Genomic DNA, 25,702 nt, shown 5'->3' with positions numbered 1-25,702 from the left:
CGGTCAGAAGCCGTAGACGGAGACCTCGTACAGGCCGGTCTCCCAGTCGGCCTCCTTGTGGTGGGCGATGTCGTAGGTGCTGAAGTCGGTCACCCTGACGTAGCGGTACTTGCCGCTGAGGTCGTGGGACTGGTAGCCGACGATGTTGTTCTGGGTGTTGTCGATCTGCTCGGTCCAGTGGACCTTGTCGTTGCTGGTCTCGACGGTGTACCGGTTGACGGCGTCCGAACCGCCGACGGTCTTGAAGGAAAGCCCGACGCGGGTCAGGCGGTGCGCCGCGCCGAGGTCGACCATCCACCGGAAGGGCATCGCCCGTGGCTGGTAGTACTGCTCGACGCCGTCGTACACGTCGATGTCGTACGCCTTGCCGTCGACGGCGACCTCGGGGCTGTAGTCGACCGTGCCGGAGGCCTTCTGCGCGTCCGTCAGGGACACCGACGGGTCGGCCGTGACCGGCTTGTGCAGCGACAGCAACCGGTCGTCGGGCGGCACGACCCTGTGTTTTCCGAGGTCGACGCGAAGGCTCGGCTGGAAGGCGGTCTGCAGACTGCCGTCGCCGTTGTTGCCGTCGTCCTCGATGGTCAGGGGCAGGAACACGTACGTCGCCCGGTTGAAGATGTCCGCGTTCTGGCGGTCTCCGACATAGACGTAAGCCGGCTTGGCGGCGGTGCCGACGTCCATGATGCAGGTGGGCTGGCTGTTGTAGTCGGTGTTGTCGGCGAACGGCTGCAGCGGGCTCCAGACCGAGTCACCGTCGCGGAAGCCGTACTTGTCGCGCGGCAGGGAGAAGCCGGCGCCGATTTCCGTGGTGCGGGCGTACTGCCCCTGGTTGGGCTGCCACCCGGACTGGTAGGAGGTGATCATGTAGACGTATCTGCCGGCTGCGCCGCCGTTGCGGATCAGTGCGGGTGCCTCGCGGTGCCGGCCCACGTAGATGTCGTACTCCTTGGTGGGGGCCACGTCGGTGTAGTCGTCGGTGAGCTGCCACACCCGCATGTACTGGTCGTCCGAGGCGGTGATGAGGTAGGCGGTTCCGGTCTTGGGGTCCTGGTAGACGGTCATGTCGCGCGAGCCGTAGCCGGTGTTGTCGCCCCTGGCGGGCGGCTGTGGGTCCTTGCCGTCCATCGTGTAGTACACCTCGGCGCCGTAGGACGGCTCGAAGACCCGCAGTTCCTTGTAGCCGAAGGTGTTGTACGTGCCCGAGGCCCGGTTGATGACCGGTTGGAAGACCGGCACGGTCGACTCGTCGTCGGCGACCTGGTAGACGACCGATGCGACGGGACTGGTCCTGCCGTTCTTGACCGCGACCGCCTTGACGGTGGTCTGCTTGCCGGCGGCCCCGCCTACGGCGATCTGCATGCCGTCGGAGAAGCGCTGGCGGCGGGGGTTGGAAGCGTCCGAGGGGTCGGAGCCGTCGGTGGTGAAGTAGACCTCTGCTCCGTCCGTGGCACTGGTGAGGAAGGCGACGTCCTTGCCCTTGACGTACACCACGGACTTCGAGGAGGACTCGTCCAGGCCAGGGCGGATCACCGGAGCGGCCAGGGCGTCGTGCGCGGTGCCCGGGTCGGCGATGTGGTAATGGGCAGTGGCCACCGTGGACTTGGTGGTGGTCGGGTAGCGGACGATGTAGTCCGCCGCCGAGACGTTGTAGTCCTTGGCGTACCGGTCGTACTGGGTCCGGTCGAACGGTGTCATCCGCACCGCCACGGCCTTGAGGGTGGTGTCGTGACGGATGTCGTTGAGTTGGTACGTCCAGTAGTTGCCGGCCTGGCTGGTGCCGTAGTCGGAGTCGGCGGTGTAGGCGAGGCTCTCGGGGTCCTTCGTGCTCGGGGCCTTGTACTGGTCGATCACCGGCGGGTAGTCGGCCCGCACCGGTTTTTCCGGCCGGACGGTATTGTTCGGGTCCTTGGCCGAGGTGTACGGATCCTTGATCAGCGCACCGACCCGCTCGCCCATGTCGTCCGGGCCGTCGTTGCCTGCGCCGGGCCGGAAGTGGCCCTTGGAGGCGATGGTGTACGGGCCGGTGATCGTGTCGGCGGTGGCGACGATGACCTCGGACGCCGAGTAGTCGGCGTGCATCTCCCAGTGGCCCCAGAGGACCCACTTCTTGGTCCTGGCGTTGTAGAGGATCTTGGGCCGCTCGATCTTGGAGTGGCTGAGGATCTGGTCGTTGCCGGTGGTGTCCTTGCTGGTGGGCGACAGGAGCTCCGGGAGCTTCTTCCAGTTCTTCAAGTCCTTCGAGCTGTACATGCTCAGCCCGATGAACTCGTCGTTGTGGACGTTGGCGTCGCCGCCCCACCAGTAGAACGTGTCGCCGACCTTGGTGATCCCACCACCGTGCGCCTGGATCGAGTCCCCGGCGGTGTCGTAGTACATCTGGCCGTTGGGAATGGCCTGGTAGCCGCCGACTGCGTTGTTCTCGGCCGTCGCCGCATGCGGGGCGACGGTCGCCAGCAACGCGGCGACCGCAACAAGCGGAAGCGTCCTGACTGCTCGTAACATGGTCATCCTCACTGCTCCGGCGGCGAGCTGTGAGGTCGCGTGCACGCCGTGAGCGTGTAGCGCCGAGCGAACGGCGATTACTCCTGCGGTTGCTCTTGCAGTACGAGGTCGCACACTTCTCATCAGTTGGCAACGGCGCGCAGGTTTGTAATATGTGCGGCCGTGTTGGATCGCACAGAGTTTCGCACTGTGCTCACGCGCTGACAACCCTCCGAGCGCAGGATCGTCGGGCCGTTCGCTCGCTTCTGACCCGTGCTGGAAGCGGGCTGCGTCAAGAGTGCAGTCGGACCGGCGAGGGGTTGCGAACTGCTGCCCCATGACAGCGTTTGGGCGCGTCCTGGTGTGCATGAGCGAGTGTCCGGGACGCATCATGCAGGTGCGCCTGAGCGGGGAACGGGAGTTCTTGCGTCGAATGCGTGACCTTGAACGCGTGACCTTTGCGGGTGGTGGTCGTTGGGCCCCAGCGGGACCGTCTGCACCGGCGCATCAGCGGTTCCGGGGCGTGAGGGAACCCGCCCCCGCATCCCCGGACCCCGGACCCCGGACCACGGATACGATCCGTGCGTGCCGGACGCGGAGCGAAAGCGGGCGACCAGCGTGCCCACAACCGTTCGGGACACGCGGCTGAGCAGGAGTCCTGGCACCAGGACTCACTCCCGCTCAGTCTCCAGGAACGGTTACCCCGCCTGTCCCATGCCCGCCGCGTTCGGCCAGCTCTGTGCGTTGGGCCAGCCGGTCGCCGGGGCCGGGGTCAGGCCCTGGGGGCCGGGGGCCGGGGCGGTCATGCCCCGTACCTGGGCCGCGGTGAGGCCGCCGCGGGCGGGGACGCCCGGCGGGGTGGGACCGGTGGCCGCGGGGGCGGGCACCGGGGCCGGGACAGGGGCGGGGACCGGCATGGGGACCGGGGTCGGGGCAGGGGCCGGTGTGGGGAACGGTGCCGGCGCGGGCACCGGAGCGGCCGCCGCCGCAGCCGGTTGCGGGGCCTGCTGCGGCACTTGGGGCACCTGCTGAGGCACCTGCGGCATCTGCTGGGGCACCTGCGGCATCTGCTGGGGCATCTGCTGCGGGACGGCCTGGGCTGCCGCCGGCATCGGCATCCCGCCGCCGACCGACGGTGCGGCGGCGGGGAGCGGCATGCCGGTGCCGGCGGCGGCGGGGGCGGCCGGCAGCCCCGGGACGGGACCGGCGCCGACGGCCTGCGCGGCAAGCCCCAGCATTCCGGCCCCGTTGGTCTCGCTGACCAGCCGGTCCACGGCCGCCGTACCCGAGCTGTAGCTGGTCCCTGCACCCAGCTCGGGCACGGCGGCTCCCCTCCTGGTCCCGTAGAGCACCGACTCCAGGCCGGATACCAGGCGACGCACGTCGACCTGGGGGCGCACCACGAGCCGCAGGAAGCGGCTGGACGAACCGATCTTGTTGCCGCACTCGCGGACCAGGATCCGGTGCTCGCTGAGCATCCGGTCCCGGACCACGGTGCCTTCGGCGCCGACGGGAAGGCGCACGAAGAGGAAGTTGCCCTGGGAGGGATACACGGTCAGCCCGGGCAGCGCGGAGAGCTGGCTGGCCATGTCGAGGCGGTCGCGGCGGACCTGCTGCAGGCTCTGCGCGTACTCGGCGCCGTGCTCCTTGAGCATGAACACCACATGCTCGGCGAAGGAGTTGAGGTTCCACTTCGGCAGCATCGTGCGGATCTTGGTCGCGAGCGCCGGGTTGGCGACCAGGTAGCCGAAGCGTATGCCGTGCAGGCCGAAGTTCTTGCCCAGGCTGCGCAGGACGACGACGTTCGGGCGGAGCATGGCTTCCTGGACCACGCTCGGATCGGCCTCGGCGTCGGCGAACTCCAGGAACGACTCGTCGATCACCACCAGGTCCAGGTCGGCCATCGCGTCCATGAACTGCACCACCGACTGCTTGCGCAGATAGCCGCCGTCGGGGTTGTTGGGGTTGCAGATGACCGCGACCCGGGTGCCGCGGGACCGGATGAAGTCCCCGTACTGGGTGAGGTCGAGGGCGAAGCCGTTGGATTCCTGGAGCGGGTACATGTCCACCCGCTTGCCGGTCTCCATCGGCTGGTCGGTCCAGCGGCCGAAGGTGGGGACCGGGACGGCGAGGGACTCGCGGACGAGGAGGTGGTCGATCCAGGTGATCAGCTCGGTCGACCCGTTGCCCATGGCGACGCACTGCGGCGGCAGTTGGAGGAGGTCGCACAGTTCGGCCGTGATGGTCTCGGCGCTGCTGGGGTAGTACGTGATGATGTCGCGCAACCGGGCCGCCATCGCCTCGAACATGGCGGGGGTGGGGAAGTAGGGGTTGCACGGAATACAGAAGTCCACCGGGCCGGACCCGTCGCCCTCGCGGGTCAGCGCTGCCATCGAGGGGCTGTGCGCCGACGTGTTGCGGAACAACGAGGTGACTTTGTCAGCCAAGGAAACCTCCGTTTATGGGTGGCCCGTGCGGGGGAGCACGGGCCACCCATGGGTACGGAGGCCGGCGGGGCGCCGTTCAACGCGTGAGGAAGAAGTGTGCCCTCATGTCACGAGCCTCACACGCTCACACGCTTACGCGCTGAACTTGTGGACCGTCGTCGTCCGGTACGTGTGCCCCGGCCGCAGCACGGTCGACGGGAACGACGGGTGGTTCGGCGAGTCCGGGAAGTGCTGCGTCTCCAGGCACAGCGCGTCTCCCTGGCGGTAGGTGCGGCCGCCGGTGCCGGTCAGGGTGCCGTCGAGGAAGTTGCCCGAGTAGAACTGCAGACCGGGCTGGTCGGTGGAGATCTTCAGGGTGCGGCCGGAGTGCGGGTCGTGGAGCGTCGCCACGTGCTCCGGCTTCGCCGTGATGCCCTTGTCCAGCACCCAGTTGTGGTCGAAGCCCTTGGCCTGCACCTGCTGGACGTGGCCGGCCCGGATGTCCCGGCCGATCGGCTTGGTCTTGCGGAAGTCGAAGGGGGTGCCGGACACCTTGGCCAGCTCGCCGGTGGGAATCAGGCCCGAGTCGGTGGGCGTGTAGCGGGAGGCGGCGATGGTGAGCTCGTGGTTCTCGATGGTGCCGCTGCCCTCGCCGGCCAGGTTCCAGTAGACGTGGCTGGTGAGGTTGACGATGGTGGCCTTGTCGGTGGTGGCCTCGTAGTCGATGCGCCAGTCGCCGTGCTTGGTGAGGGTGTAGGTCACCTTCGTCCCGAGCGTGCCCGGGTAGCCCATCTCGCCGTCGACGCTGACGTAGTACAGGTGCAGGCCGACGTCGGAGCCCTTGGTGAACGGCTCGACGTCCCAGACGTGCTTGTCGAAGCCCTTCGCGCCGCCGTGGAGGTGGTTCACGCCGTCGTTGACGGAGAGCTGGTAGCTCTTGCCGTCCAGGGTGAACTGGCCCTTGCCGATGCGGTTGCCGTAGCGGCCGATGAGGGCGCCGAAGTACGGGGACTTGGCGACGTAGTCCTCGATGTTGTCGAAGCCCGCGACGACGTTGGCGTGGCGACCGTGGCGGTCCGGTATCTCCAGGCACTGGACGATACCGCCCCAGGAGAGGACCTTCAGCCGCGTGCCGCCGTTCTCCAGCGTCCAGCGGTAGACCTTCGTGCCGTCGGCGAGCTTGCCGAAGAGCTCCTTCACCGGCTTCCTGCCTTCCGAAGCGGCCTGTGCCGTGCCCGTGCCGAGCGTGGTCGCCGCGATGCCCGCGGCCGCGGCTCCTGCGATGACCGTGCGTCTGTTCAGTTCCATATGTGCGGCTCCTTCAAGAGGAAGGGCCCCGCCGTTTCCGGCGGGGCCCGAGCTGACTTACGAACCGGACTTGCGCTTGTTCCACACGTCGAAGCCGACCGCGGCCAACAGGGCGAGGCCCTTGATGACCTGCTGCCAGTCGGTGCCGACACTGAGGAGGTTCATGCCGTTGTTCAGCACGCCGAGGACGAGACCGCCGACGATCGCGCCGAGGACGGTGCCGACACCGCCGCTCATCGACGCACCGCCGATGAACGACGAGGCGATCGCCTCGAGCTCGAAGTTGACGCCCGCCTTGGGCGAGGCCGCGTTCAGACGGGCGGCGACCACCAGACCCGCCAGGGCCGCGAGCACGCCCATGTTCAGGAACACCTGGAAGGTGACGCGCTTGTCCTTGACGCCGGACAGCTTCGCGGCCGGCAGGTTGCCGCCGATCGCGTAGATGTGGCGGCCGAAGACCGCGTTGCGCATGACGTAGCCGTAGCCGACCACCAGGACGCCGAGCACGATGAGGATGATCGGCGCGCCCTTGTAGCTCGCCAGCAGCAGCGTGACGGAGAGGACGGCGGCGGCCAGCGCGACGAGCTTCAGCACGAACGCGTTCATGGGCAGCACGTCGAGCGCGAACTCCTGCTGCCGGCGCCGGTCACGCACCTCCTGCCACACCACGGAGGCGAGGAGGACCAGACCCAGGAGCAGCGTGAGGTTGTGGTAGTTGGTGTTCGGGCCGACCTCCGGCAGGAAGCCGTTGCCGAGCTTCTGCAGACCGTCCGGGAACGGACCGACGGTCTGGCCCTTGAGCACGATCTCCGTGAGGCCGCGGAAGAGCAGCATCCCGGCGAGGGTGACGATGAACGACGGTATGCCGAAGTAGGCGATGAGATAGCCCTGCACCGCGCCCGCGACCGCGCCCGTCAGCAGGCAGACCGCCGTGGCCAGGGGCCAGGCCATGCCGTGGTTCACCGTCAGTACGGCCGCCGTCGCGCCGACGAACGCCGTGAGCGAGCCGACCGACAGGTCGATGTGGCCCGCGATGATGACGAGCATCATGCCGATCGCGAGGATCAGGATGTAGCTGTTCTGCAGGACCAGGTTGGAGACGTTGCGCGGCAGCAGCAGGTCCCCGCCCGTCCAGATCTGGAAGAGGACGACGATCAGACCGAGCGCGAGCAGCATGCCGTACTGCCGCATGTTGCGGCGCAGACCGCCCAGTATCAACTGGAGCAGGCCCTCGTCGCTGGCCGATCCGCTCTTGCCCGGCGGCGCGGGGGCCGGGGTCTTGGCGGTCACATCCGTGCTCATCGGGTTACCTCTTTGTCCTTCGTCATCTGGCGCATCAGCGACTCCTGCGAGGCCTCGGCCCGTGAGAACTCGCCGGTCAGCCGCCCCGCGGCCATGGTGTAGATGCGGTCGCACATACCGAGCAGCTCCGGCAGCTCGGAGGAGATGAAGACGACCGCCTTGCCCTCGGCCGCCAGCTGGTCGATGACCGTGTAGATCTCGAACTTGGCGCCGACGTCGATGCCGCGCGTCGGCTCGTCCAGGATCAGCACATCGGGACCGGCGAAGATCCACTTGCTGAGGACGACCTTCTGCTGGTTGCCGCCGGACAGCTTGCCCACCGGCTCGAACACGGTCGGCGCCTTGATGTTCATGGACTTGCGGAAGCGCTCGGCGACCTGCCGCTCCTCGTGCTCGTCCACCACGCCCCGCTTGGCGACCTTCTTCAGCGCGGTCAGCGAGATGTTGCGGTTGATGGTGTCGATGAGGTTGAGCCCGTAGTGCTTGCGGTCCTCGGTGACGTAGGCGATGCCGTGCCCGACCGCCTCGGCGACGGTCTTGGTACGGATCTCCTTGCCGTCCTTCAGGACCGTGCCGCCCGCGTACCGGCCGTAGGAACGCCCGAAGACGTTCATGGCGAGCTCGGTACGGCCGGCGCCCATGAGGCCCGCGATGCCGACGATCTCCCCGCGCCGCACCTGGATCGACACGTCGTCGACCACCTTGCGCTGCTGGTCGATCGGGTGGTGCACGGTCCAGCCGCGGATCTCCAGGGCCGGCGCCGCGCCCTCCTCCGGCTCGTGCGGGGTGCGCTCGGGGAACCGGTGGTCGAGGTCGCGGCCGACCATGCCGCTGATGATCCGGTCCTCGGTGGTCTCCTCCGCCTTCACGTCGAGCGTTTCGATGGAGCGCCCGTCGCGGATGATCGTCACCGAGTCGGCGACGTGGCGGATCTCGTTCAGCTTGTGGGAGATGATGATCGAGGTGATGCCCTGCTGCTTCAACTCCAGGATCAGGTCCAGGAGTTTGCCGCTGTCCTCGTCGTTCAGCGCGGCCGTCGGCTCATCCAGGATGAGCAGCTTCACCTTCTTCGACAGCGCCTTGGCGATCTCCACGAGCTGCTGCTTGCCCACGCCGATGTCGGCGACGCGGGTCTCCGGGTGGTCGGTCAGACCGACCCGGCGCAGCAGTTCGGTGGCGTGCTTGAGCGTCTCGTTCCAGTCGATGAGCCCGCCCTTGGCGTGCTCGTTGCCGAGGAAGATGTTCTCCGCGATGGAGAGGTACGGCACCAGCGCGAGTTCCTGGTGGATGATCACGATGCCGTGCTGCTCGCTGGCCCGGATGTCCTTGAACTCGCAGACCTCACCCTCGAAGAGGATGTCGCCCTCGTAGGTGCCGTGCGGATGGACGCCGGAGAGCACCTTCATCAGGGTGGACTTGCCGGCGCCGTTCTCCCCGCAGATGGCGTGGACCTCGCCCTGCCGGACCGTCAGTGTGACGTCCGACAGCGCCTTGACACCGGGAAAGGTCTTGACGATCGAGCGCATTTCCAGGACGGGTCCCGCCATGGTTGTGCCTTCCAATCAGTGTGGGTCGGTCGGTTGGCGGGATTACTTGAGCTGGGCGTCGGTGTAGTAGCCGCCCTTGACGAGGACGTCCTCGTAGTTGCTCTTGTCGACGCTCACCGGCTGCAGCAGGTAGGCGGGGACGACCTTGGTGCCGTTGTCGTACGACTTGGTGTCGTTGACCTCCGGCTTCTTGCCCTTGAGGTCGTCGTCGATCATGTTCGCGGCGACCTTGGCGAGCTTGCGGAGGTCCTTGTAGATCGTCTGCGTCTGCTGACCCGCGATGATCGACTTCACCGAGGCGACCTCGGCGTCCTGGCCGGTGATGACCGGCAGCGGCTTGCTCTTGGAGCCGTAGCCGTCCGACTTCAGCGCGGCGAGGATGCCGATGGAGATGCCGTCGTAGGGCGAGAGCACGGCGTCGACCTTGCCGCTCGTGTACGTGGAGGTGAGGATGTCCTCCATGCGGCTCTGCGCGGTGGCGCCGTCCCAGCGCAGGGTGGTGACCTTGTTCAGCGCGGTCTGCCCGGACTTGACGACGAGCTGCTTCTTGTCCATGTACGGCTTGAGTACTTCCATCGCGCCGTTGAAGAAGTAGCGGGTGTTGTTGTCGTCGTTGGAGCCGGCGAACAGCTCGATGTTGAACGGGCCCTTCTTGCCGCTGTCCAGGCCGAGCTTGTGCACGATGTACGTGCCCTGGAGCTTGCCGACCTTCTCGTTGTCGAACGAGGCGTAGTAGTCGACGTTCTTGGTGCCGAGGATCAGCCGGTCGTAGGAGATGACCGGGATGTTGGCGTCCTTGGCCTCCTGGAGCACGTTGTTCAGGGACTTGTTGTCGATGGCCGCGATGATCAGGCCCTTGACGCCCTGCGTGATCAGGTTCTCGATCTGGGAGACCTGAGTGTCCGGGTTGTCCTCGCCGTAGACGAGCTTGGTCTTGTAGCCCTTGGCCTGGAGCTCCTTGACGACGTTCTTGCCGTCGTAGATCCAGCGCTCGGAGGACTTGGTCGGCATCGCGATGCCGATGGTGCCGCCCTTGGCGCTGCCCTTCTTCTCCTTGCTGCCGCCCTCGCCGCTCTGGCCGCAGGCGGACAGGGTGAGGGCGAGGGAGGCGGCGGAGGCCACGGCGGCTATGGCGGCTCTGCGAGTGCGCATGGTCATCATCCTTGATGTGTGGGGTGCGGCTCGGTGCGTTGGAGTCTGTGCGGTCGTGTCTTGTTTTGTGAAGTCAGTTGTCCGGAACGTTATGCGGAAGTTCCGAACCTGTTCAGAGCGCCGGGCAGCCGTGAACCGAGAGGCGCCATGTCGCCGTCGACTCCGTGCCGTTGCAGCAGGTCCAGGGCCAGCCGGCCGCGCCGGACGCGCTCCTTGGCGGTGGCCAGGGTCAGCTCCCGCAGGTGATGGCCGTACGGGTAGATGGCGGGGGCCTTGGACAGACCGAACTTCAGGTAGAGCGGTGCGCCGCGCCGGATCAGCTCGGCCACCTCGTACATCCGGACGTATCCGCCGAGGTCGTCGGGGGCCTCGATGTACATGTCCATGGGAGCGCCGGACACCCGTCTGATCTCCGTGAGGTGATCGAGCGTCAGATCGCTGGGCACGTTGACGGAGTCGGCACCGAGCCCCTCGTACACCGCATACGAGGCGGGGTTGACCGGTCCGATCAGCGCCGAGACCTTCAGGGTTGTGTCGGCGGGGATGATGCCCTGCTCGCGCGCCCGGTGCAGCGTCCACAGCACGCCCTCGTCGGCGACGAGGAGGCACTTGACGCCCAGTTCGGTGGCCCGGATGGCGTCCTCGACACAGCCGGCTACCGCGTCGTGGCCGCGCGCCCTGAGGCCCCCGCCCCGCGAGTCGGTGCGCACCGAGCCGCCGATGTCCCAGGTGCCGCGCGGGCCCGTGAACAGGCAGAGCTCGATGTCGCGTTCGGCGGTGGCGTCGACCATCTCGGTGATCTCGGCGTCGGTCAGCATCCACACGCCGCTGCCCTGGCTGATGCGGTGGATCGGCACGTCGAGCCGCGAGGCCTCCTTCAGGACGACCGCCAGCGCCTCGGGACCCTCGCACGAGGGGATCTCGGTGCGCCAGCGACCGCCGCCCGGGAAGGAGTGCGGCGAGGCGTCGGCGGGGTCGAGTGCGGGCGCGCCCAGGCCGAGCGCGGTGAGTGCCTGCTCACCGGGCCTGCGGGCTGCCGTGGCGGAAGCGTCGGTCACAAGCTGTCCTTCGTGTTCGATATTTCGGACGAGGTTCGCGGCTCGGGGTACGGAAAAAGCTGGTGCACGCCGGTACGGGGGCGGTCAGGTCACCCCCGTACCGGCGTACGGCTAGGGGTGGAGGAGCACCTTGCCGACTTTCGGGTCGCCTGCCCCGACCAGCTCGATGGCCTGCGAGAACTCGGTCAGCGGCAGCTCGTGCGTGACCAGTGGCAGCGGATCCAGCAACCCGGCACCGAACACCCGCACCGTGTGCGACCAGGCGTCAGGCGGCGCACCGAAGACGGTGTGCACCTCCAGTTGCCGCACGACGAGGTCGGTCGGGTCGAGACCGTCGGCGCCCTGCGCCGGGATCCCGGTCAGGACCAGGCGTCCGCCGCGCCTGAGCAGGGAGGCGGCGGTCCGCGCGGCGGACGCGGAGCCGGCGGTCTCGATGACGACGTCGAAGTCGTCCGGGAGCTCCTCGTCCTTCAGCCGGAAGTCGGTCGCGCCGAACTGCCTCGACAGCGCCTCCCGGTCTCCCCGGGTGCCGACGACCAGCAGCTCGGCGGGGGAGACCGCCTTCAGGAACTGCACGGCGAACATCCCGAGGGTGCCGGTGCCGACGACCGCCATCCGCTCGCCCGGCTGGGCGTTCCCCTTCAGGGCGGCGGCCGCGATGCAGGCGGCCGGCTCCAGCAGGGCGGCGGCGGTGAGGTCGGCGTCGTCCGGCAGCGCGTGCAGCAGCCGGGCCGGGAGGGTGAGCGTGGTGGCCATCGCGCCCGGCTGGGTGAAGCCGGTCTCCTCGTAGCCCGCGCTGCACAGGGTGGTCTCGCCCGCGTGGCAGCGGTCGCACACCTGGCAGTTGCGGAACCCCTCCCCGACGACCTTGCGGCCGACCAGGGATGAGGGGACCCCGGTGCCCACCGCCCGCACGGTCCCGGACCACTCGTGGCCGGGCGTGAGCGGGTAGCGGACGTACCCCTCGGGCCGGTTGCCCTGGTACACCTCGCGGTCGCTTCCGCAAATGCCCACGGCGTGCACGGCGACCAGCGCTTCGCCGGGACCCGGCTCGCGCGGCTCGTGCGGGACGACCCGGTGGGTGCCCGGTGCCTCGATCAGGACAGCGGAGCTCACTTGGTGCCCTTCGGCTTGCGCTGCTCCCAGCCCTCGGCCCACAGGTCGAACCGGGCCTGCTGTTGCGGGAACTCGGCCGCCGCGTCGGTGTCCAGCTCGACGCCGAGACCGGGGGCGTCGGAGATGTGGAAGTAGCCGTCGACGACCTCGGGGGCGCCCTTGATCACCTTCTTGATCTCCGCGTCGGCGAAGTCGTTGAAGTGCTCCAGGATCTTGAAGTTGGGGGAGGTGAAGCCGACCTGGAGGCTCGCGGCGGTCAGGACCGAGCCGCCCACGTTGTGCGGGGCCACCAGCATGTAGTGGGTCTCGGCGGTCGCGGCCAGCTTCCGGGTCTCCCAGATGCCGCCGATGTGGCCGACGTCCGGCTGGATGATGTCCACGGCCTGGCTGTCGAAGAGCTCGCGGAACTCGATGCGGTCGTGGATGCGCTCACCAGTGGCGACCGGGATGTCGACCTTGGCGGCGACCTTCTCCAGCGCCTTCAGGTTCTCCGGCGGGCAGGGCTCCTCCAGCCAGGCCGGCTTGAAGGGGGCCATCTCCTTGGCCAGACGGACGGCGGTGGCGGGGGAGAAGCGGCCGTGCATCTCCAGCATCAGCTCGGCGTCGGGGCCGATCGCGTCCCGGACGGCCTCGATGAGGGAGACGGCGTACAGGGTCTGCTCGTGGTCGAGCTCGAAGTGGCCGGTGCCGAAGGGGTCGATCTTGAGCGCCTTGTAACCGCGCTCCATGACCCCCTGGGCGGCCTTGTGATAGGCCTCCGGGGTCCGCTCGGTGGTGTACCAGCCGTTGGCGTAGGCCTTCACCTTGTCGGTGACCTTGCCGCCCAGCAGCTGCCAGACGGGGACGCCGAGCGCCTTGCCCTTGATGTCCCAGCAGGCCATCTCGATGACCGCGATGCCGGACATCACGATCTCACCCGCGCGGCCGTAGTCGCCGTACTTCATCCGGCGGGTGAGGTCCTCGACAGCGAACGGGTCGGAGCCGAGAATGTGATTGGCCTCGGCCTCCCTCAGGTAGCCGATCAGCGCGTCGGTGTGACCGAGCATCCGGGTCTCGCCGACTCCGGTGATCCCCTCGTCGGTGTGCACCTGGACGTAGGTCAGGTTGCGCCACGGCGTGCCGACCACGTGTGTGCTGATTCCGGTGATGCGCACGGCGATTGCCCCTCAGGTGTTCGAGATTTCGTCACACGTTCGAAATGCTGGCGTGACAGTAAGGATGGGGTGAGGTGAGTGTCAATGGGGCGCACAGGTAACGGTTTCGACAAGGCTTTCGAGAGGTCTTTCGGTCCCCTACGAAACCTTCACAGAGGCACCTAGGAACGTTACCGTCCGGGAACTTAGTCTTCCCGCGTCATGGACTACTGCGACCCGTGCCGTCGGCACCTCAATGGCGCCCTCACCTGCCCGGGGTGCGGCGCGCCGGCTCGGACCTCCCACGCGTACGCGCCACAGGGCGCCGCAACGCCGCACGAGCCCCAGGGCGCCTACGAGCCCTACGAGGAGTCCGACGCGGACGACGCCGACGCCGAAGGGACGGACGCGCCCGACGCGGACTACGCGGGCTACGCGGACGACGAGGCCGCGAGCGAAGCGCAGGGGCGGACGGCGGTCCGGCGCCGACCGGGCGGACGGGGGCGCGGCGGGGACGACGAAGGGCCGGCGGGTGCGGCCGCGAGCCGTCGCGACCGCAAGGCCGCGGCGCACCGCCGCCGTCGGCGGCGCACCCTCCTGGTCGCCGCGGGCTTCGTCCTCGCGGCGGGCGGCCTGAGCCTCGCCGAGCTGGGCATCGACGCCCCGGGCTTCTCGAACCCGAACCCCGCGACGGCCGGCGGTGAGGCACCGGACGGCGGTGCGTCGACCGCCGGCCCGGCGCCGACGGCCCGCCCCCTGGATGAGACCTCGCCGGGCGGCACGAGCACCCCGACGCGGGGCGCCTCCTCCTCGCCCACCGCCTCCAAGTCCCCGAAGGACAAGGCCTCGCACTCCCCGGACGACGGCAGCACCGCCAAGGCGCAGCAGTCGACGCAGCCCCCTTCGGGCGGGACCACCACGGCCCCGACCTCCCCGGCGACGAGCGGCCCGACGGCCACCCCGACCGCGGCCCCGACGACCTCCCGCCCGACCCCGCAACCGTCGCCGTCGCAGACGTGCAAACGGATTCTGTGGTGGTGCTCCTGACCGAGGCGACGCCACGCGTGCATGGCCGAACCAACCATCAGGGCGGCGCCCCGCCCGCGCCACCGCCCCACGCCGGGCGGTCTGCGCCGGGTGCCCTCACGTCGGCGCTCCTCGCGCCGGCCATCCCCGTGCCGGCCATCCCCGTGCCGGGCATCCCCGTGCCGGGCATCCCCAGTCGGCGTTGCCGCGTCGGTGTTCCCGCGGTGGTGACTACGCCGAGGTCACCGCCACCACCACTCCACGCTCGGCCGCCGGGCTGACCGCCGCCGACACGCGTACCGCCACCGCCCGGGCGGCGCGGCCCGTGTGGGAGGCGGTGGCCAGGAGCAGGGGCTGGAGTTGTTCCAGGCCCGCCACGAACAGTTCCTCGCCCGCGACCAGGGCCGGCCGGGCCGCCTGCGTCGCCGCTGCCGCCGCCTCCGTCAGATCGGCGAGGGGCGGCAGCGTGGCCCGGGCGACGTCGGCGGCGACCGCGGCCGCGCGCTCCGCCAGGGCGACCTGGAGGGGCAGCGCGGGGGCGAGCGCGGCGGTCAGCGCGTCGGCGATGCGGCGCAGCTCGGGAGCGGAGTCCCGCATGACCTCGGCCGCCGCACGGAGCACCGGGATCAGGGCGAGCAGCAGGCCCGCGGCGAGGCCCGCCGCCGCGGGCAGCAGCGGGGACAGCGCCTCGCTGAGCTCCCCGGCCACCGCCGCGCACTCCTCCACCGCCGGCTCCACCGCGTCCAGCACCGGCAGCAGGCTGTCGCCGAGGGCGGCGAGCAGGACCTGGGCCGGTTCGCTGACCGGGTGCGTCGCCAGCGGGGCACCGGTCGTGCCCAGCCGGGTGAGGGTGTCCACGATGCGGTGGAACGTCTCCTGAGCCTGCGGTGAGGCACTGGCCTCGGCGAGTTCGGCGGTCGTCCGGCGCAGCACCCGCAGCAGCTCGGGGCCCGAACCGGCCCTCGGGTCGAGGGTGTTGACCGCGATCCGGGTGATGTTGCCGGCCGTGTCCAGCAGCTGGCCGGTGATGTCGGTGGTGCCGCGCAGCACGCGCAGTACGTCGTTCCCGCCGGGGAGCGAGGAAATCGTCGCCATGGCCCCTCCCGCCTGTCCGCCGCCCGCCCCGGGCCCGGTCGTCACCAGCATGCCCGCTGCCGGCCGTCCGCAGGAGACATCGCGGCGACAACGACGGCAACAGATGGGTGGGCCATCGACCTGTTGAGTCGAAGGGACGCGTCGCGCCGTATTCGATCTAGGGAACCATCCCGGAGGAGGCACGCGGATGACGCAGGAGATCACCGTCCACGGCACGGTCGCCGATGGCTTCGAGACGGTGCGCGAGGAGTTCGCCGCGTTCGTGGCAGAGGAACGCGACGACTACGAGGGTCAGTTGTGCGCGTACGTGAACGGACGGCGGGTCGTCGACCTGTGGGCGGGTGAGGGCGTCGACGGGGGCTCCCTGTACGGGGTCCACTCGTCGACCAAGGGGGCCGCCCATCTCGTGGTGGCGCTGCTCGTGCAGGACGGCACACTGGAACTGGACCGCAAAGTCACCTACTACTGGCCCGAGTTCGCCGCCGAGGGCAAGGGCGCACTGACCCTCCGCGACCTGCTGGCGCACCGGGCGGGCCTGGTCGGCACCGACTCCGGCTTCACCCTGGCGGAACTGGCCGACGACCGGGCGATGGCCGAACGCCTCGCCGACCAGCGGCCGTTCTGGCGGCCCGGCGCCGGCTTCGGCTACCACGCCCTGGTCATCGGCGCCCTGACCGGCGAGGTCGTGCGACGGGCCACCGGCCGCACCATCCAGGAACTGCACGAGGAACGGGTGCGCGCCCCGTACGGCCTGGACTTCCACCTGGGCCTTCCCCACTCCCGTGAACCCCGCTTCCGCAGCGCCCAGCCGATGCTGCCGACGCCGAAGCAGCAGGCCCTGCTGGACGCGACACCGACCGGGCCGCACGCGCTGGCCTCCATAGCCCTCAACCGGCACGCTGCCGAGCCCACCGACGTGCAGGAGCTGCCCAACGACCCCGTGGTCCGCGCCAAGGGCCCGGCCTCGGTCGGCGGAGTCGCCTCGGCACGCGGGCTGGCGGGGCTGTACGCCGCGATGATCAGCGAGGTCGACGGCGAGGCACCGCTGCTGAAACCGGACACGGTGGCGGAGTTCGGGCAACTGCACTCCGTCGGGTACGACCTGGTGGCCCGCGCCCACAAGGCGTTCGGCCTGGGCTTCCAGGCGACCGCGGACGCCTGGCACCACTTCCTCGGCGCGGGGGCGTTCGGGCACGCCGGCGCGGGCGGCTCCCAGGCCTTCGCGGACCCGCGCAGCGGCCTCGCCTACGGCTACACCCGCCGCCGGTGCGCCTTCCCGGGCGGTGCGGCCCCGGAGAACGACCGGCTGGCGAGGGCGGTGCACAGGGCGGCGCTCGCGCACTGACCACAGGAGCCGGGAGGAGACGGAGGCCGCACCCCACGTCCAAGGGTGCGGCCTCCGTCGTACGCAACGACCGCGATCAGGCGGGCGTCACGGCGACGACGTCAGAGCTTGACGATCATCTTCCCGGTGTTGTCGCCGCGCAGGACCCCGAGGAACGCCTCGACGTTGTTCTCGATGCCCTCGACGACCGTCTCGCGGTACTTCAGCTCGCCGGAGCGGACCCAGGCGCCGACCTCCTGGACGAACTGCGGCTGCAGGTCGTAGTGGTCGCCGACCAGGAAGCCCTCGATGCGGCCGCGGGTCTGGATGAGGCGGGCGAGGTTCCTCGGGCCGGGGGCGGCCTCGGTGTTGTTGTAGACGGAGATCATGCCGCAGACCGCGATCCGGCCGCCCTGGTTGAGCTGGCCGATGGCCGCCTCGAGGTGGTCGCCGCCTACGTTGTCGAAGTAGACGTCGACGCCGTCCGGCGCGGCCTCCCGCAGCTGCTCGCTCACCGGGCCGTTCTTGTAGTTGAAGGCCGCGTCGAAGCCGTACTCCTCGACGAGCAGCTTCACCTTCTCGTCGGAGCCGGCCGAGCCGATGACCCGCGAGGCGCCCTTGAGCTTGGCGATCTGACCGACCTGGCTGCCCACGGCACCGGCCGCGCCCGACACGAAGACGGAGTCGCCCTCCTTGAAGGAGGCGGTGCGCAGCAGACCGGCGTAGGCGGTCAGACCGGTCATGCCGAGGACACCGAGGTACGTCGACAGGGGAGCGGCCTCGGGGTCGACCTTGACGGCGTTCTTCGCGTCCAGGACCGCGTACTCCCGCCAGCCGAAGAAGTGCAGCACGTGGTCACCGACGGAGACGCCCTCGGCGTTGGAGGCGACGACCTCGCCCACCGCCCCGCCCTGCATGACCTTGCCCAGCTCGAAGGGGGCGACGTACGACTTGGCGGCGCTCATCCTGCCGCGCATGTACGGGTCGACGGACAGGTACTCGTTCCGCACCAGCACCTGACCCTCGCCCGGCGTCGGGACCTCCGCCTCGACCAGGGCGAAGTCCTCGGGCTTCGGCCAGCCGACCGGACGGCTGAGCAGGTGCCACTCGCGGTTGATCATGACAGCGCCTTTCGCTTCCACTTCACGGATTTATTTCAGTACCTGAAACAACCATGCTCCTGAATATTTCAGGATGTCAAATAACGGGGGTACCCTGGAGGACATGTCCACCCCATCGAAGACCCGGCAGAACCGGCAGACCCGCCGGCCCGACGCCCTGACCATGGAGGTCGTCGAGCTCATCGGGGACGTCGTGGCCCGGTTCTACGCGGACTACGAGGAGGCGGCGGGCGAGCACACGCTCACCGGAGCGCAGGCCCGGCTACTCAGTCTGCTTTCCCTGGAGCCGCTGCCCATGCGCAAACTGGCGCAGAAGCTGAAGTGCGAGCCGTCGAACGTCACCGGGATCGTGGACCGGCTGGAGTCCCGCGGCCTGGTGGAGCGCCGCCCCGACCCGGCCGACCGCCGGGTGAAGCTGGCGGCGGCGACCGAGGACGGCCGCAGGGTCGCCCAGGACCTGCGCGAAGGTCTCCGCTTCGCCCGCGAACCGCTGGCCGGGCTGTCCGACGAGGAACGGCTGTCCCTGCGCGACCTGCTGCGCCGGATGCTGGACGCCTGAGGCACCCGTCAGGGCCCCGGCGGGCCCCGATAGGGTTCCCCCATGCGTGATCTCGGGGCGGGTTTCGGTCATCTCCTGAAGGGCCAGCGCTGGGTGGCCCGGCACGGCAGGAGCTACGGCTTCGGACTGCTCCCCGGCCTGATCACCCTGGTCCTGTACGCGGCTGCGCTGGTAGTCCTCGCCCTGTGGGGCGAGGACTTCGTGGCCTGGGCCACCCCGTTCGCCGACGACTGGTCCAGCCCCTGGCAGGGCCTGTTCCGCGGCTTCCTCACGGCGGTCCTCTTCGCCCTCGGCCTCCTGCTGTCCGTCGTCACCTTCACGGCCGTGACCCTGCTCGTCGGCCAGCCCTTCTACGAGAGCCTCTCCGAGAAGGTCGACCGGGACGTCTCACCCGACGGCACGGCACCCGAGTCCGGCCTCCCGCTCTGGCGCGAGCTGTGGATCTCCGCCCGCGACAGCCTGCGGATCGTGGTCCGCGCCGCCGTCTGGGGCGTGCTGCTGTTCGGCCTCGGCTTCCTGCCCTTCGTCGGCCAGACCGTCGTACCGGTGATCGGCTTCTTCGTCACCGGCTTCTTCCTCACCGAGGAACTCGCCGGCGTGGCCCTGCAGCGCCGCGGCGTCGAACTGCGCGCCCGCCTCGCCCTGCTCCGCTCCCGCAAGGCCCTCGTCTGGGGCTTCGGCACGCCCCTGGGCCTGGCCTTCCTGGTCCCCTTCGTCGCGGTCTTCCTGATGCCGGGCGCGGTCGCGGGCGCCACGCTCCTCGCCCGCGATCTGCTGGGCGAGGAGAACGCCGGGGAGCCGGACGAGTCCGGCACCGCTTCCGACGAGGAGAACGCCACTCCTTGACCCGGACACTCCCCGCCACCGTCGGCCTCGGGCTCGCGCCGTCGCGTCAGGCGGGCATCCGGGCCGCCGCCTCCCGCAGCGCCGCAAGGAACGCCAGGACCGCCGGGAAGGGGGACCGCCCCCGTGCCGTCGCCCCGTACACCGCCCGGGCCGGGGCACCCTCGTCCAGCACCCGCAGCAGGCTGATGTCGGGCCGTACGGACTCGGCGGCCGGCGCCGGGACCAGGGCGACGCCGAGGCCGGCGGCGACGTAGCCCTGCTTGGCGGTCCACTCGGCGACGACGTGCGACACACGTGGCCGGAAGCCGCGGCGCAGGGCGGCGTCCAGCAGGGTGCCCTCGGGGCGCGGGCTGCCGGAGATCCAGTCGGCCTCGGCGAACCGGTCGAGCGGGACCGGACCCGGGTGACCGGCCAGGGGGTGACCGGCGGGGACGGCGACGTACAGGGACTCGTCGAGGAGGTGGTGGAGGTCGTACGCGTCCAGCCGGGCCCGGCCGGTCGTCGAGACGATCGCCAGATCGAGGTGGCCGGTGGCCAGCCCGTCCAGGATCGCAGGCGTCAAACCCTCCTCGCGGTGCACCCGGACGCGCGGGTGCCGGGAGCTGAAGGCGGCCAGGGCGTGCGGCACCGGCGCCGCGTCCGCCGTGGGGAACGCGCCGAACCTGAGCCGTCCGCCCGCCACTTCGCGGAGCGCCGCGAGTTCCTGCGCGGCGTCGTGCAGCACCCCGGCGACCGCCTGCGCGTGCGGGACGAACGCCCGGCCCGCCTCCATGATCCGTACGCCCCTCGGCAGCCGGTCGAACAGCGGGCCCCCGCCGAGCGCCCCCTCGAAGTCCCGCGGCTGTTCCGGCCGGAGGCCCAGGTCGAGATCGAAATCGTGGCGGCGGTACCGGCCGGCAGGTGATACTGCTGACCATGAAGCCAGCCAATCTCGGCGTGTTGTTCCTCATCGAACTGGGCGCCCTGGCGGCCGTCGCGTACTGGGGGTTCACCCTCGACGTCGCCACCCCGTTCGCCTGGCTGCTCGGGTTCGCCGCCCCCGCCGTACTGATCACACTGTGGGTGCTGTTCGGATCGCCGAAAGCGACGTACAAGACGCGCGGCGCGGCCCGCGTCGGCTTCGAGGTGGTGTGGTTCGGCGCCGGCGTGGCCGCACTCGCCCTCGCCGGGGCTTGGGGGTGGGCGGTGGCCTTCGCCCTGGTCTGCCTGCTGAGCAAGACGCTGGCCGTCGTCTGGGGGCAGTAGGGCGGGTCTTTTGGACCTGGGGGGAGAACAGTCGTGTCTTTGTGAAAGGTTCGTACGAAATCCAGGCCGACCGCTCGATCGCCGACCGCAGGCTCACCGCGACGGTTAACGTCTGATCCGGGACACCCCCACGAGCAGCCCCGGCCCGGGACCTGACCTCCGGGCCGGGGCTCGGGTGTCTCAGGCAGGTGTGGCAGACTCCCCGGCCGCGAGACCATGGAACACGCCGGCACGCGCCGGTACGGGGGAGAGAAGCCACACCATGCATCCAGGCCAGGGGCAGCAGCAGCCGTACCAGCCGTACCCGCCGCAGCAACCGCAGTACCGGCGGCCGTACCCGCCCCAACAGCCGTATCCGCAGAACCCGGCCCACAACCCCCACCAGCAGCAGCCCCAGCCTCCGCAGCCGTACCCGCCGCACGCCCCCGAGCAGCGCCTCGGCCAGGGCCGGGTGCGGCTCGATCCGGACCTCACCCCGGGGCAGCGCGAGCTGGTCGTGAAGATCCAGCAGAAGGCCAAGTTCATGGCCTACGGATTCGTCCTCGGCATCCCGCTCACCTCCGGCGGCGCCCACTACGGCATCACCCGCGCCCCGATCGGCTTCGCCGGCACGGCCGTGGGCCTGGTCATGGTGGCCGTGGGCGCCCTCGCCCTGATGCAGATGCAGGCGATGAAGCGGCGGCTGCGGCTCATCGCCCCGGACGCCTGGCGCTCCCCGGCCGCCCATCTGCCGGGCGCCCGCAAGGCGGCGACGCAGGCCGCGTACGTCAACGGCCTGCTGGTCCTGCTGTCCTTCGGCGCGGCGGGCTACCTGCTGGTCAAGGGGGCCGGGTGGGGCGCGTACGGCAACTCATTGGGCTTCGGCGCACTGATGCTCGGCGCGGCGATCCCCTTCGGCATGGGCCTCGCCGCCGCGACCACCGTCCCGCAGCTGCTCCAGGTGATCCCGGCCGGCGCCAGGGTCGGCCGGAGCCTGTACTCGGTCATCCTCCTGTCGGCCACCACCGTGACCGGCGAGGGCGTCAAGGACGGCACACCGCCCCCGATCCTGATCGGCGGTACCACCCTGCTGGTCTGCCTGGGCGCGATGGCCGTCCTGGGCAAGGCCGTCAAGCGGATGCGCGGCGAGACCGCCTAGACACCCGCTGGCCCCGCACCCCGAAGGCGTACACCGTCTCCGAGCGGTACACCTCGCCCGGCCGCAGCTCCGTGCCGGGGAAGTCCGGCCGGTTGGGGGAGTCCGGGAAGTGCTGGGTCTCCAGGGCGATGCCGGCGTTGGGCGTGAACGGGGCGCCCAGATGGTCGGCCGTGTACACCTGGAGGCCGGGTTCCGTGGTCGCGATCGTGAGCAGCCGCCCGGACACCGGATCGTGCAGCTCGGCGACCTCCTCGGGGGTGCCCGTGACGCCTTTGTCGAGCACGAAGTTGTGGTCGTAGCCGGTGCCGATTTCACGGGCCGTACGGAAGTCGAATCGCGAACCGGCGACGTCCTCCAGGGCGCCGGTCGGGATCAGGTCGGCGTCGACGGGGGTGTACCGGGACGCGGCGAGACGGAGTTCGTGGCCGGTCGGGCCCGTGCCGCCGCCGAGGTCGAAGTAGCTGTGGTTGGTCAGGTTGACCACGGTCGGCGCGTCCGTCACCGCCTCGTACGCGATCCGCAGCGCGCCGGACGCGTCCAGGGTGTACGTCGCCGAGACCTCCAGCCGGCCCGGGAAGCCCTCCTCGCCGTCCGGGCTGACCCGGGTCAGGCGCACCCCGTGCTCCACCGGCTCCGCGTCCCACACGCGCTTGTCGAAGCCGCGCTCGCCGCCGTGCAGGGAGTTCGGGCCGTTGTTCGCGGCGAGCGGGCGGGTGACGCCGTCGAGGGTGAACCGGGCGCCGCCGATCCGGTTGGCGTACCGGCCCACGAGGGCGCCCAGATACGGCTCCGGGTGGGTGAGGTAGCCGTCGAGGCCCGCGAACCCCAGCACCACGTCCGCCGTCCGACCCGCCCGGTCGGGGACCTCCACCGACTGCACGATCCCGCCGTACGTCAGGACCCTCACCCGCGTCCCGGCGCGCTCCAGCGTCCAGCGATGGACCTCGGTGCCGTCGGAAAGTGTGCCGAAAAGTTCGCTCATGTGGGAAACCCTAGGTCACGAAGCTGAGGGAAGGATCTAGGAGACCGGCTCCTTCGCCGTCACCGTCCGGTACGCGATCGCCGCCAGCCGGGCCTGGCCGTCCGTGCTCGGGTGGAACCAGTCCCAGCGGCTCAGCTGGCCGGTGCCGAACCGGTAGTCGAACACGGCGTTCCCGTCGAAACGGCACCGCTCGTCCTTGGCGCAGACCTCCGCGAGCACCTTGTTGTAGGCCCGCACCCGCTGCTGCACCGTGTCCCGGCGCAGGGTGGCCGCGCTGGTCAGGTCGTCGGCGTCGCCGAGCATCGACGGGCAGATGCCCAGCTTCCACACCTGCTTGCCGAGCGGGCTCGTCCGGCCCTCGGACCACAGCCGCTTCAGGTTGGGCACGCTGGCCACGTACACCTGCGTCTTCGGCAGCGCCTCGCGCAGCGTGCTCATCGCCTTCTCGAAGGAGGCCCGGAACTCCGCCACCGAGGTCATGGCCGAGGTCGTCGTCCGACAGGCGTCGTTCGCGCCGGCCATCACCGTCACGAGCTGGGGCTTCCGGGTGACCGCGTGGGCCATCTGCCCCGGCAGGTCGGTCATCCGGGCGCCGGTCACCGCGTAGTTCCAGCTCCGCTCGGCCGCCCCGGTGCGCCCCAGCAGTCGGACCGCGAGGCTGTCGACCCGTGTGTTCGTGCCGGTCGCCCAGGACACCTCGGGGCAGTCGGAGAGCACCGTGCACGCGTCGAAGCCGCGGGTGATGGAGTCGCCGACGGCGGCGATCGAGGAGGGGCTCGAGTCCCACACCGGGACGGGCCGCGACGCCTTGCCGCCCTTCGGCGCGGGGGAGGCGCCGCCCAGCGTGTCGCAGCCGGCCACGCCCAGGACCGCTGCCAGTACGACGGTGAGCGCCGTCCGTGCCCGTCGGCGTCGGTTTCGCATGCTTGAGGCCCATCCCCTCGTCGTGCCGTCAACGTCCCCAACCCATGACAACCCGCGAGGGTTCCCGACGGGCGGCATGGAACGGCTCACACCCGTACAAGCGTCCCCATGGGTGAATGGTGGGCGTTTCCTGGCACCGGGACAGACAGTACGTCACACTCCTTGCGCCGCCGCACGGTAGCCTCGCCATCAACGCGGCCGTCGCGCCACTGCCGCCAGCCAGTCAGCAAGATGTCCCGCTCTGCCCGGAGGTTCCGGTGACGACACGTGGAGTTCTGTACGTGCACTCCGCGCCGCGCGCGCTGTGCCCGCACGTCGAGTGGGCCGTCGCCGGGGTGCTGGGCACCCGGGTCAGCCTCGACTGGATCCGGCAGCCCGCGGCCCCCGGCACCTGGCGCTCGGAGTTCTCCTGGCAGGGCGAGGCCGGCACCGCCTCCAAGCTCGCCTCGGCGCTGCGGGGCTGGCACCTGCTGCGCTTCGAGGTCACCGCCGAGCCCTGTCCCACCGCCGAGGGCGAACGCTACAGCTGCACCCCCGACCTGGGTATCTTCCACGCCGTCACCGGCATCCACGGCGACATCCTCATCCCCGAGGACCGGCTGCGGGCGGCACTGACGCGCTCCCAGCGCGGCGAGACGGACCTGGAGGCCGAGATCGCCAAGCTGCTGGGCAAGCCGTGGGACGACGAACTGGAACCGTTCCGGTACGCGGGCGAGGGCGCCCCGGTGCGCTGGCTGCACCAGGTGGTGTGACAGGGGCGCCGTCCTGGCCGTGACCCCACAAGCCGACGCCCACGGATACCGGCTCGAGCACATCCCGAACCCGCATCACAGACACGTCCCCTGCGCCCAGCGGTTGGCCGGAACTGCAACTTCCGCCGCTCGAAACACAGTTGTCGCAAGTATCGCCGGTTGGCAGACTCGCTCCGCCGACACGTCATGCGCATGACGTCGGCACCGGGATACTTCATCTCTCAGGGGGACATCAATGTCACTCAGCACGCCCGGACGCGTCCTGGCCCGTGCCACGGCCGTCCTCGCACTGGCCCTGGGCATGGCCACCAGCACGACCGGCCTGCTGTCCGGCGCGAACGCGCACGCCCTGCCCGTCACCCAGGGATCCTTCGGCTTCAGCGGCGACCAGGGCGACTACATCAGCGGCGGCCAGTCCTACGCCTACTCGACCGCGTCCCAGGACCGGCTGAACATCACCTCCGACAGCGCCCACAACGCGGTCCACCTCTCGACCGACGGAGCGAACGGCGACTGGTGGTACCTGGACCTCGCGGCGCCGTCCGGCAAGGCCCTGGCGCCCGGTACCTACACCGGCGCCACCCGCCACCCGTTCAACGGGCCGAACGAGCCGGGGCTGGACCTCAGCGGAAACGGGCGCGGGTGCAACACGCTCACCGGCGAGTTCACCATTTCGGACGTGGAGTTCGGCCCGCAGGGCTACGTGAAGAAGCTCGACGCCACCTTCGAACAGCACTGCGAGGGGGGCACCGCCGCAGCGCGCGGTGAAGTCCACATCGACAACCCGGCCCCGCCGGCCGAGCTCGGCCTCGGCCTCGCTGTGGCCCTGGACGGCACCGCAAGCACCCTGAACGGCAAGGCCACCCTGCACGGGACGGTGAGCTGCAACAAGCCGGTCAAGGTGGATGTTTCCGGCAACGTCACGCAGGTGAAGAAGCAGAAGCTCATCCGCGGCTCCTTCACCACGTCGGTGTCCTGCACGCCGGGCGCACCCACGGCCTGGACCGCGACGGCCGTACCCACCGGAGACACCCCCTTCCAGCGCGGCGACGTCGAGGTCGAGGGGCGAGCGACGGCGACGGACCCGGACTACGCACAGCCGGTGACCGCCAGCGAGACGGTGGCGGTCCACCTCAAGCGCGCCTGAACCGGGAGTCACCCCGAACA

Annotated in this window: 22 protein-coding genes and 1 pseudogene; 9 read left to right on the top strand and 14 right to left on the bottom strand. The window is 70.1% G+C overall.

What is annotated here, in order from left to right:
- Positions 1–3: 3 nt before the first annotated feature.
- Positions 4–2,502, bottom strand: a complete 2,499-nt coding sequence (locus ACFYZQ_RS03235) for a chitobiase/beta-hexosaminidase C-terminal domain-containing protein (RefSeq protein ID WP_389141035.1) — start codon at positions 2,500–2,502, stop codon at positions 4–6.
- 489 nt (positions 2,503–2,991) lie between these two features.
- Between ACFYZQ_RS03235 and ACFYZQ_RS03230 the strand changes: the two are divergent.
- A pseudogene (locus tag ACFYZQ_RS03230) lies at positions 2,992–3,170 on the top strand (IS200/IS605 family accessory protein TnpB-related protein); the annotation flags it as partial.
- A gap of 9 nt (positions 3,171–3,179) precedes the next feature.
- Here ACFYZQ_RS03230 and ACFYZQ_RS03225 read toward each other — a convergent pair.
- From ACFYZQ_RS03225 to ACFYZQ_RS03190, 8 genes are all read right to left on the bottom strand, one after another.
- Positions 3,180–4,928 carry a pyridoxal phosphate-dependent aminotransferase gene (locus ACFYZQ_RS03225; protein ID WP_389141033.1) on the bottom strand — a complete coding sequence of 583 codons (1,749 nt, stop codon included), beginning with the start codon at positions 4,926–4,928 and terminating at the stop codon, positions 3,180–3,182.
- Between the two features lie 132 nt (positions 4,929–5,060).
- Positions 5,061–6,215: an aldose epimerase family protein gene (locus ACFYZQ_RS03220; protein WP_389141031.1), complete on the bottom strand. Its 1,155-nt coding sequence runs from the start codon at positions 6,213–6,215 to the stop codon at positions 5,061–5,063.
- Positions 6,216–6,272: 57 nt separating this feature from the next.
- Entirely contained in the window at positions 6,273–7,517 is a 1,245-nt protein-coding gene (mmsB, locus tag ACFYZQ_RS03215) for a multiple monosaccharide ABC transporter permease (protein WP_389141029.1), read from the bottom strand.
- A complete protein-coding gene (mmsA, locus tag ACFYZQ_RS03210; protein ID WP_388787685.1) occupies positions 7,514–9,064 on the bottom strand; it encodes a multiple monosaccharide ABC transporter ATP-binding protein in 1,551 nt (516 codons plus the stop codon). Before mmsA ends, mmsB begins: the two co-directional genes overlap by 4 nt.
- 42 nt (positions 9,065–9,106) lie before the next feature.
- On the bottom strand, positions 9,107–10,216 hold the full coding sequence (chvE, locus tag ACFYZQ_RS03205) for a multiple monosaccharide ABC transporter substrate-binding protein (RefSeq protein WP_389141027.1): 1,110 nt from the start codon (positions 10,214–10,216) through the stop codon (positions 9,107–9,109).
- Between the two features lie 89 nt (positions 10,217–10,305).
- On the bottom strand, positions 10,306–11,274 hold the full coding sequence (locus ACFYZQ_RS03200) for a hypothetical protein (protein WP_389141025.1): 969 nt from the start codon (positions 11,272–11,274) through the stop codon (positions 10,306–10,308).
- Positions 11,275–11,385: 111 nt separating this feature from the next.
- Positions 11,386–12,390 carry a zinc-binding dehydrogenase gene (locus ACFYZQ_RS03195; protein WP_389141023.1) on the bottom strand — a complete coding sequence of 335 codons (1,005 nt, stop codon included), beginning with the start codon at positions 12,388–12,390 and terminating at the stop codon, positions 11,386–11,388.
- Positions 12,387–13,544: a mandelate racemase/muconate lactonizing enzyme family protein gene (locus ACFYZQ_RS03190; protein ID WP_389141021.1), complete on the bottom strand. Its 1,158-nt coding sequence runs from the start codon at positions 13,542–13,544 to the stop codon at positions 12,387–12,389. The genes ACFYZQ_RS03195 and ACFYZQ_RS03190 overlap by 4 nt, the downstream gene beginning before the upstream one ends.
- A 201-nt stretch (positions 13,545–13,745) precedes the next feature.
- On the opposite strand from ACFYZQ_RS03190, the gene ACFYZQ_RS03185 reads away from it, so the two are divergent.
- Positions 13,746–14,570, top strand: coding sequence for a hypothetical protein (locus ACFYZQ_RS03185; protein ID WP_389141019.1), 825 nt, complete (start codon positions 13,746–13,748; stop codon positions 14,568–14,570).
- Positions 14,571–14,780: 210 nt separating this feature from the next.
- On the opposite strand, the gene ACFYZQ_RS03180 is transcribed toward ACFYZQ_RS03185, so the two are convergent.
- Positions 14,781–15,644 carry a hypothetical protein gene (locus tag ACFYZQ_RS03180; protein ID WP_389141017.1) on the bottom strand — a complete coding sequence of 288 codons (864 nt, stop codon included), beginning with the start codon at positions 15,642–15,644 and terminating at the stop codon, positions 14,781–14,783.
- A gap of 187 nt (positions 15,645–15,831) precedes the next feature.
- Between ACFYZQ_RS03180 and ACFYZQ_RS03175 the strand changes: the two genes are divergently transcribed.
- Entirely contained in the window at positions 15,832–16,989 is a 1,158-nt protein-coding gene (locus ACFYZQ_RS03175; protein WP_389141015.1) for a serine hydrolase domain-containing protein, read from the top strand.
- Between the two features lie 101 nt (positions 16,990–17,090).
- On the opposite strand, the gene ACFYZQ_RS03170 is transcribed toward ACFYZQ_RS03175, so the two are convergent.
- Entirely contained in the window at positions 17,091–18,089 is a 999-nt protein-coding gene (locus ACFYZQ_RS03170; protein WP_389141013.1) for an NADP-dependent oxidoreductase, read from the bottom strand.
- Between the two features lie 103 nt (positions 18,090–18,192).
- On the opposite strand from ACFYZQ_RS03170, the gene ACFYZQ_RS03165 reads away from it, so the two are divergent.
- Complete coding sequence (locus ACFYZQ_RS03165; RefSeq protein ID WP_389141011.1) at positions 18,193–18,648, top strand: MarR family winged helix-turn-helix transcriptional regulator; 456 nt, start codon at positions 18,193–18,195, stop codon at positions 18,646–18,648.
- A gap of 42 nt (positions 18,649–18,690) precedes the next feature.
- On the top strand, positions 18,691–19,494 hold the full coding sequence (locus ACFYZQ_RS03160) for an EI24 domain-containing protein (protein ID WP_389141009.1): 804 nt from the start codon (positions 18,691–18,693) through the stop codon (positions 19,492–19,494).
- A gap of 46 nt (positions 19,495–19,540) precedes the next feature.
- Here ACFYZQ_RS03160 and ACFYZQ_RS03155 read toward each other — a convergent pair whose 3' ends face one another.
- On the bottom strand, positions 19,541–20,266 hold the full coding sequence (locus ACFYZQ_RS03155) for a LysR substrate-binding domain-containing protein (RefSeq protein ID WP_389141007.1): 726 nt from the start codon (positions 20,264–20,266) through the stop codon (positions 19,541–19,543).
- A 143-nt stretch (positions 20,267–20,409) separates the two neighbouring features.
- Here ACFYZQ_RS03155 and ACFYZQ_RS03150 point away from each other — a divergent pair, with 143 nt between their 5' ends.
- Entirely contained in the window at positions 20,410–20,739 is a 330-nt protein-coding gene (locus tag ACFYZQ_RS03150) for a YrdB family protein (protein WP_389141005.1), read from the top strand.
- 262 nt (positions 20,740–21,001) lie between these two features.
- Entirely contained in the window at positions 21,002–21,877 is an 876-nt protein-coding gene (locus ACFYZQ_RS03145) for a hypothetical protein (protein WP_389141003.1), read from the top strand.
- Here ACFYZQ_RS03145 and ACFYZQ_RS03140 read toward each other — a convergent pair.
- Both ACFYZQ_RS03140 and ACFYZQ_RS03135 read right to left on the bottom strand, forming a co-directional pair.
- A complete protein-coding gene (locus tag ACFYZQ_RS03140; RefSeq protein ID WP_389141001.1) occupies positions 21,849–22,859 on the bottom strand; it encodes an aldose epimerase family protein in 1,011 nt (336 codons plus the stop codon). The two genes, ACFYZQ_RS03145 and ACFYZQ_RS03140, sit on opposite strands and share 29 nt — an antisense overlap.
- A gap of 36 nt (positions 22,860–22,895) precedes the next feature.
- Positions 22,896–23,783, bottom strand: a complete 888-nt coding sequence (locus ACFYZQ_RS03135; RefSeq protein WP_389140999.1) for an SGNH/GDSL hydrolase family protein — start codon at positions 23,781–23,783, stop codon at positions 22,896–22,898.
- A gap of 257 nt (positions 23,784–24,040) precedes the next feature.
- Here ACFYZQ_RS03135 and ACFYZQ_RS03130 point away from each other — a divergent pair, with 257 nt between their 5' ends.
- Together ACFYZQ_RS03130 and ACFYZQ_RS03125 are read left to right on the top strand one after the other, a co-directional pair.
- Positions 24,041–24,535: a DUF3145 domain-containing protein gene (locus ACFYZQ_RS03130; RefSeq protein WP_330340336.1), complete on the top strand. Its 495-nt coding sequence runs from the start codon at positions 24,041–24,043 to the stop codon at positions 24,533–24,535.
- A gap of 235 nt (positions 24,536–24,770) precedes the next feature.
- Positions 24,771–25,682 (top strand): hypothetical protein, encoded by a 912-nt coding sequence (locus ACFYZQ_RS03125; RefSeq protein WP_389140997.1) that lies wholly within the window; start codon positions 24,771–24,773, stop codon positions 25,680–25,682.
- The last annotated feature ends 20 nt before the right edge of the window (positions 25,683–25,702 follow it).

Source organism: Streptomyces sp. NPDC001843 (genome assembly GCF_042891955.1).
Lineage (GTDB): Bacteria > Actinomycetota > Actinomycetes > Streptomycetales > Streptomycetaceae > Streptomyces.
This window is presented reverse-complemented; position numbering and strand designations above follow the sequence as displayed.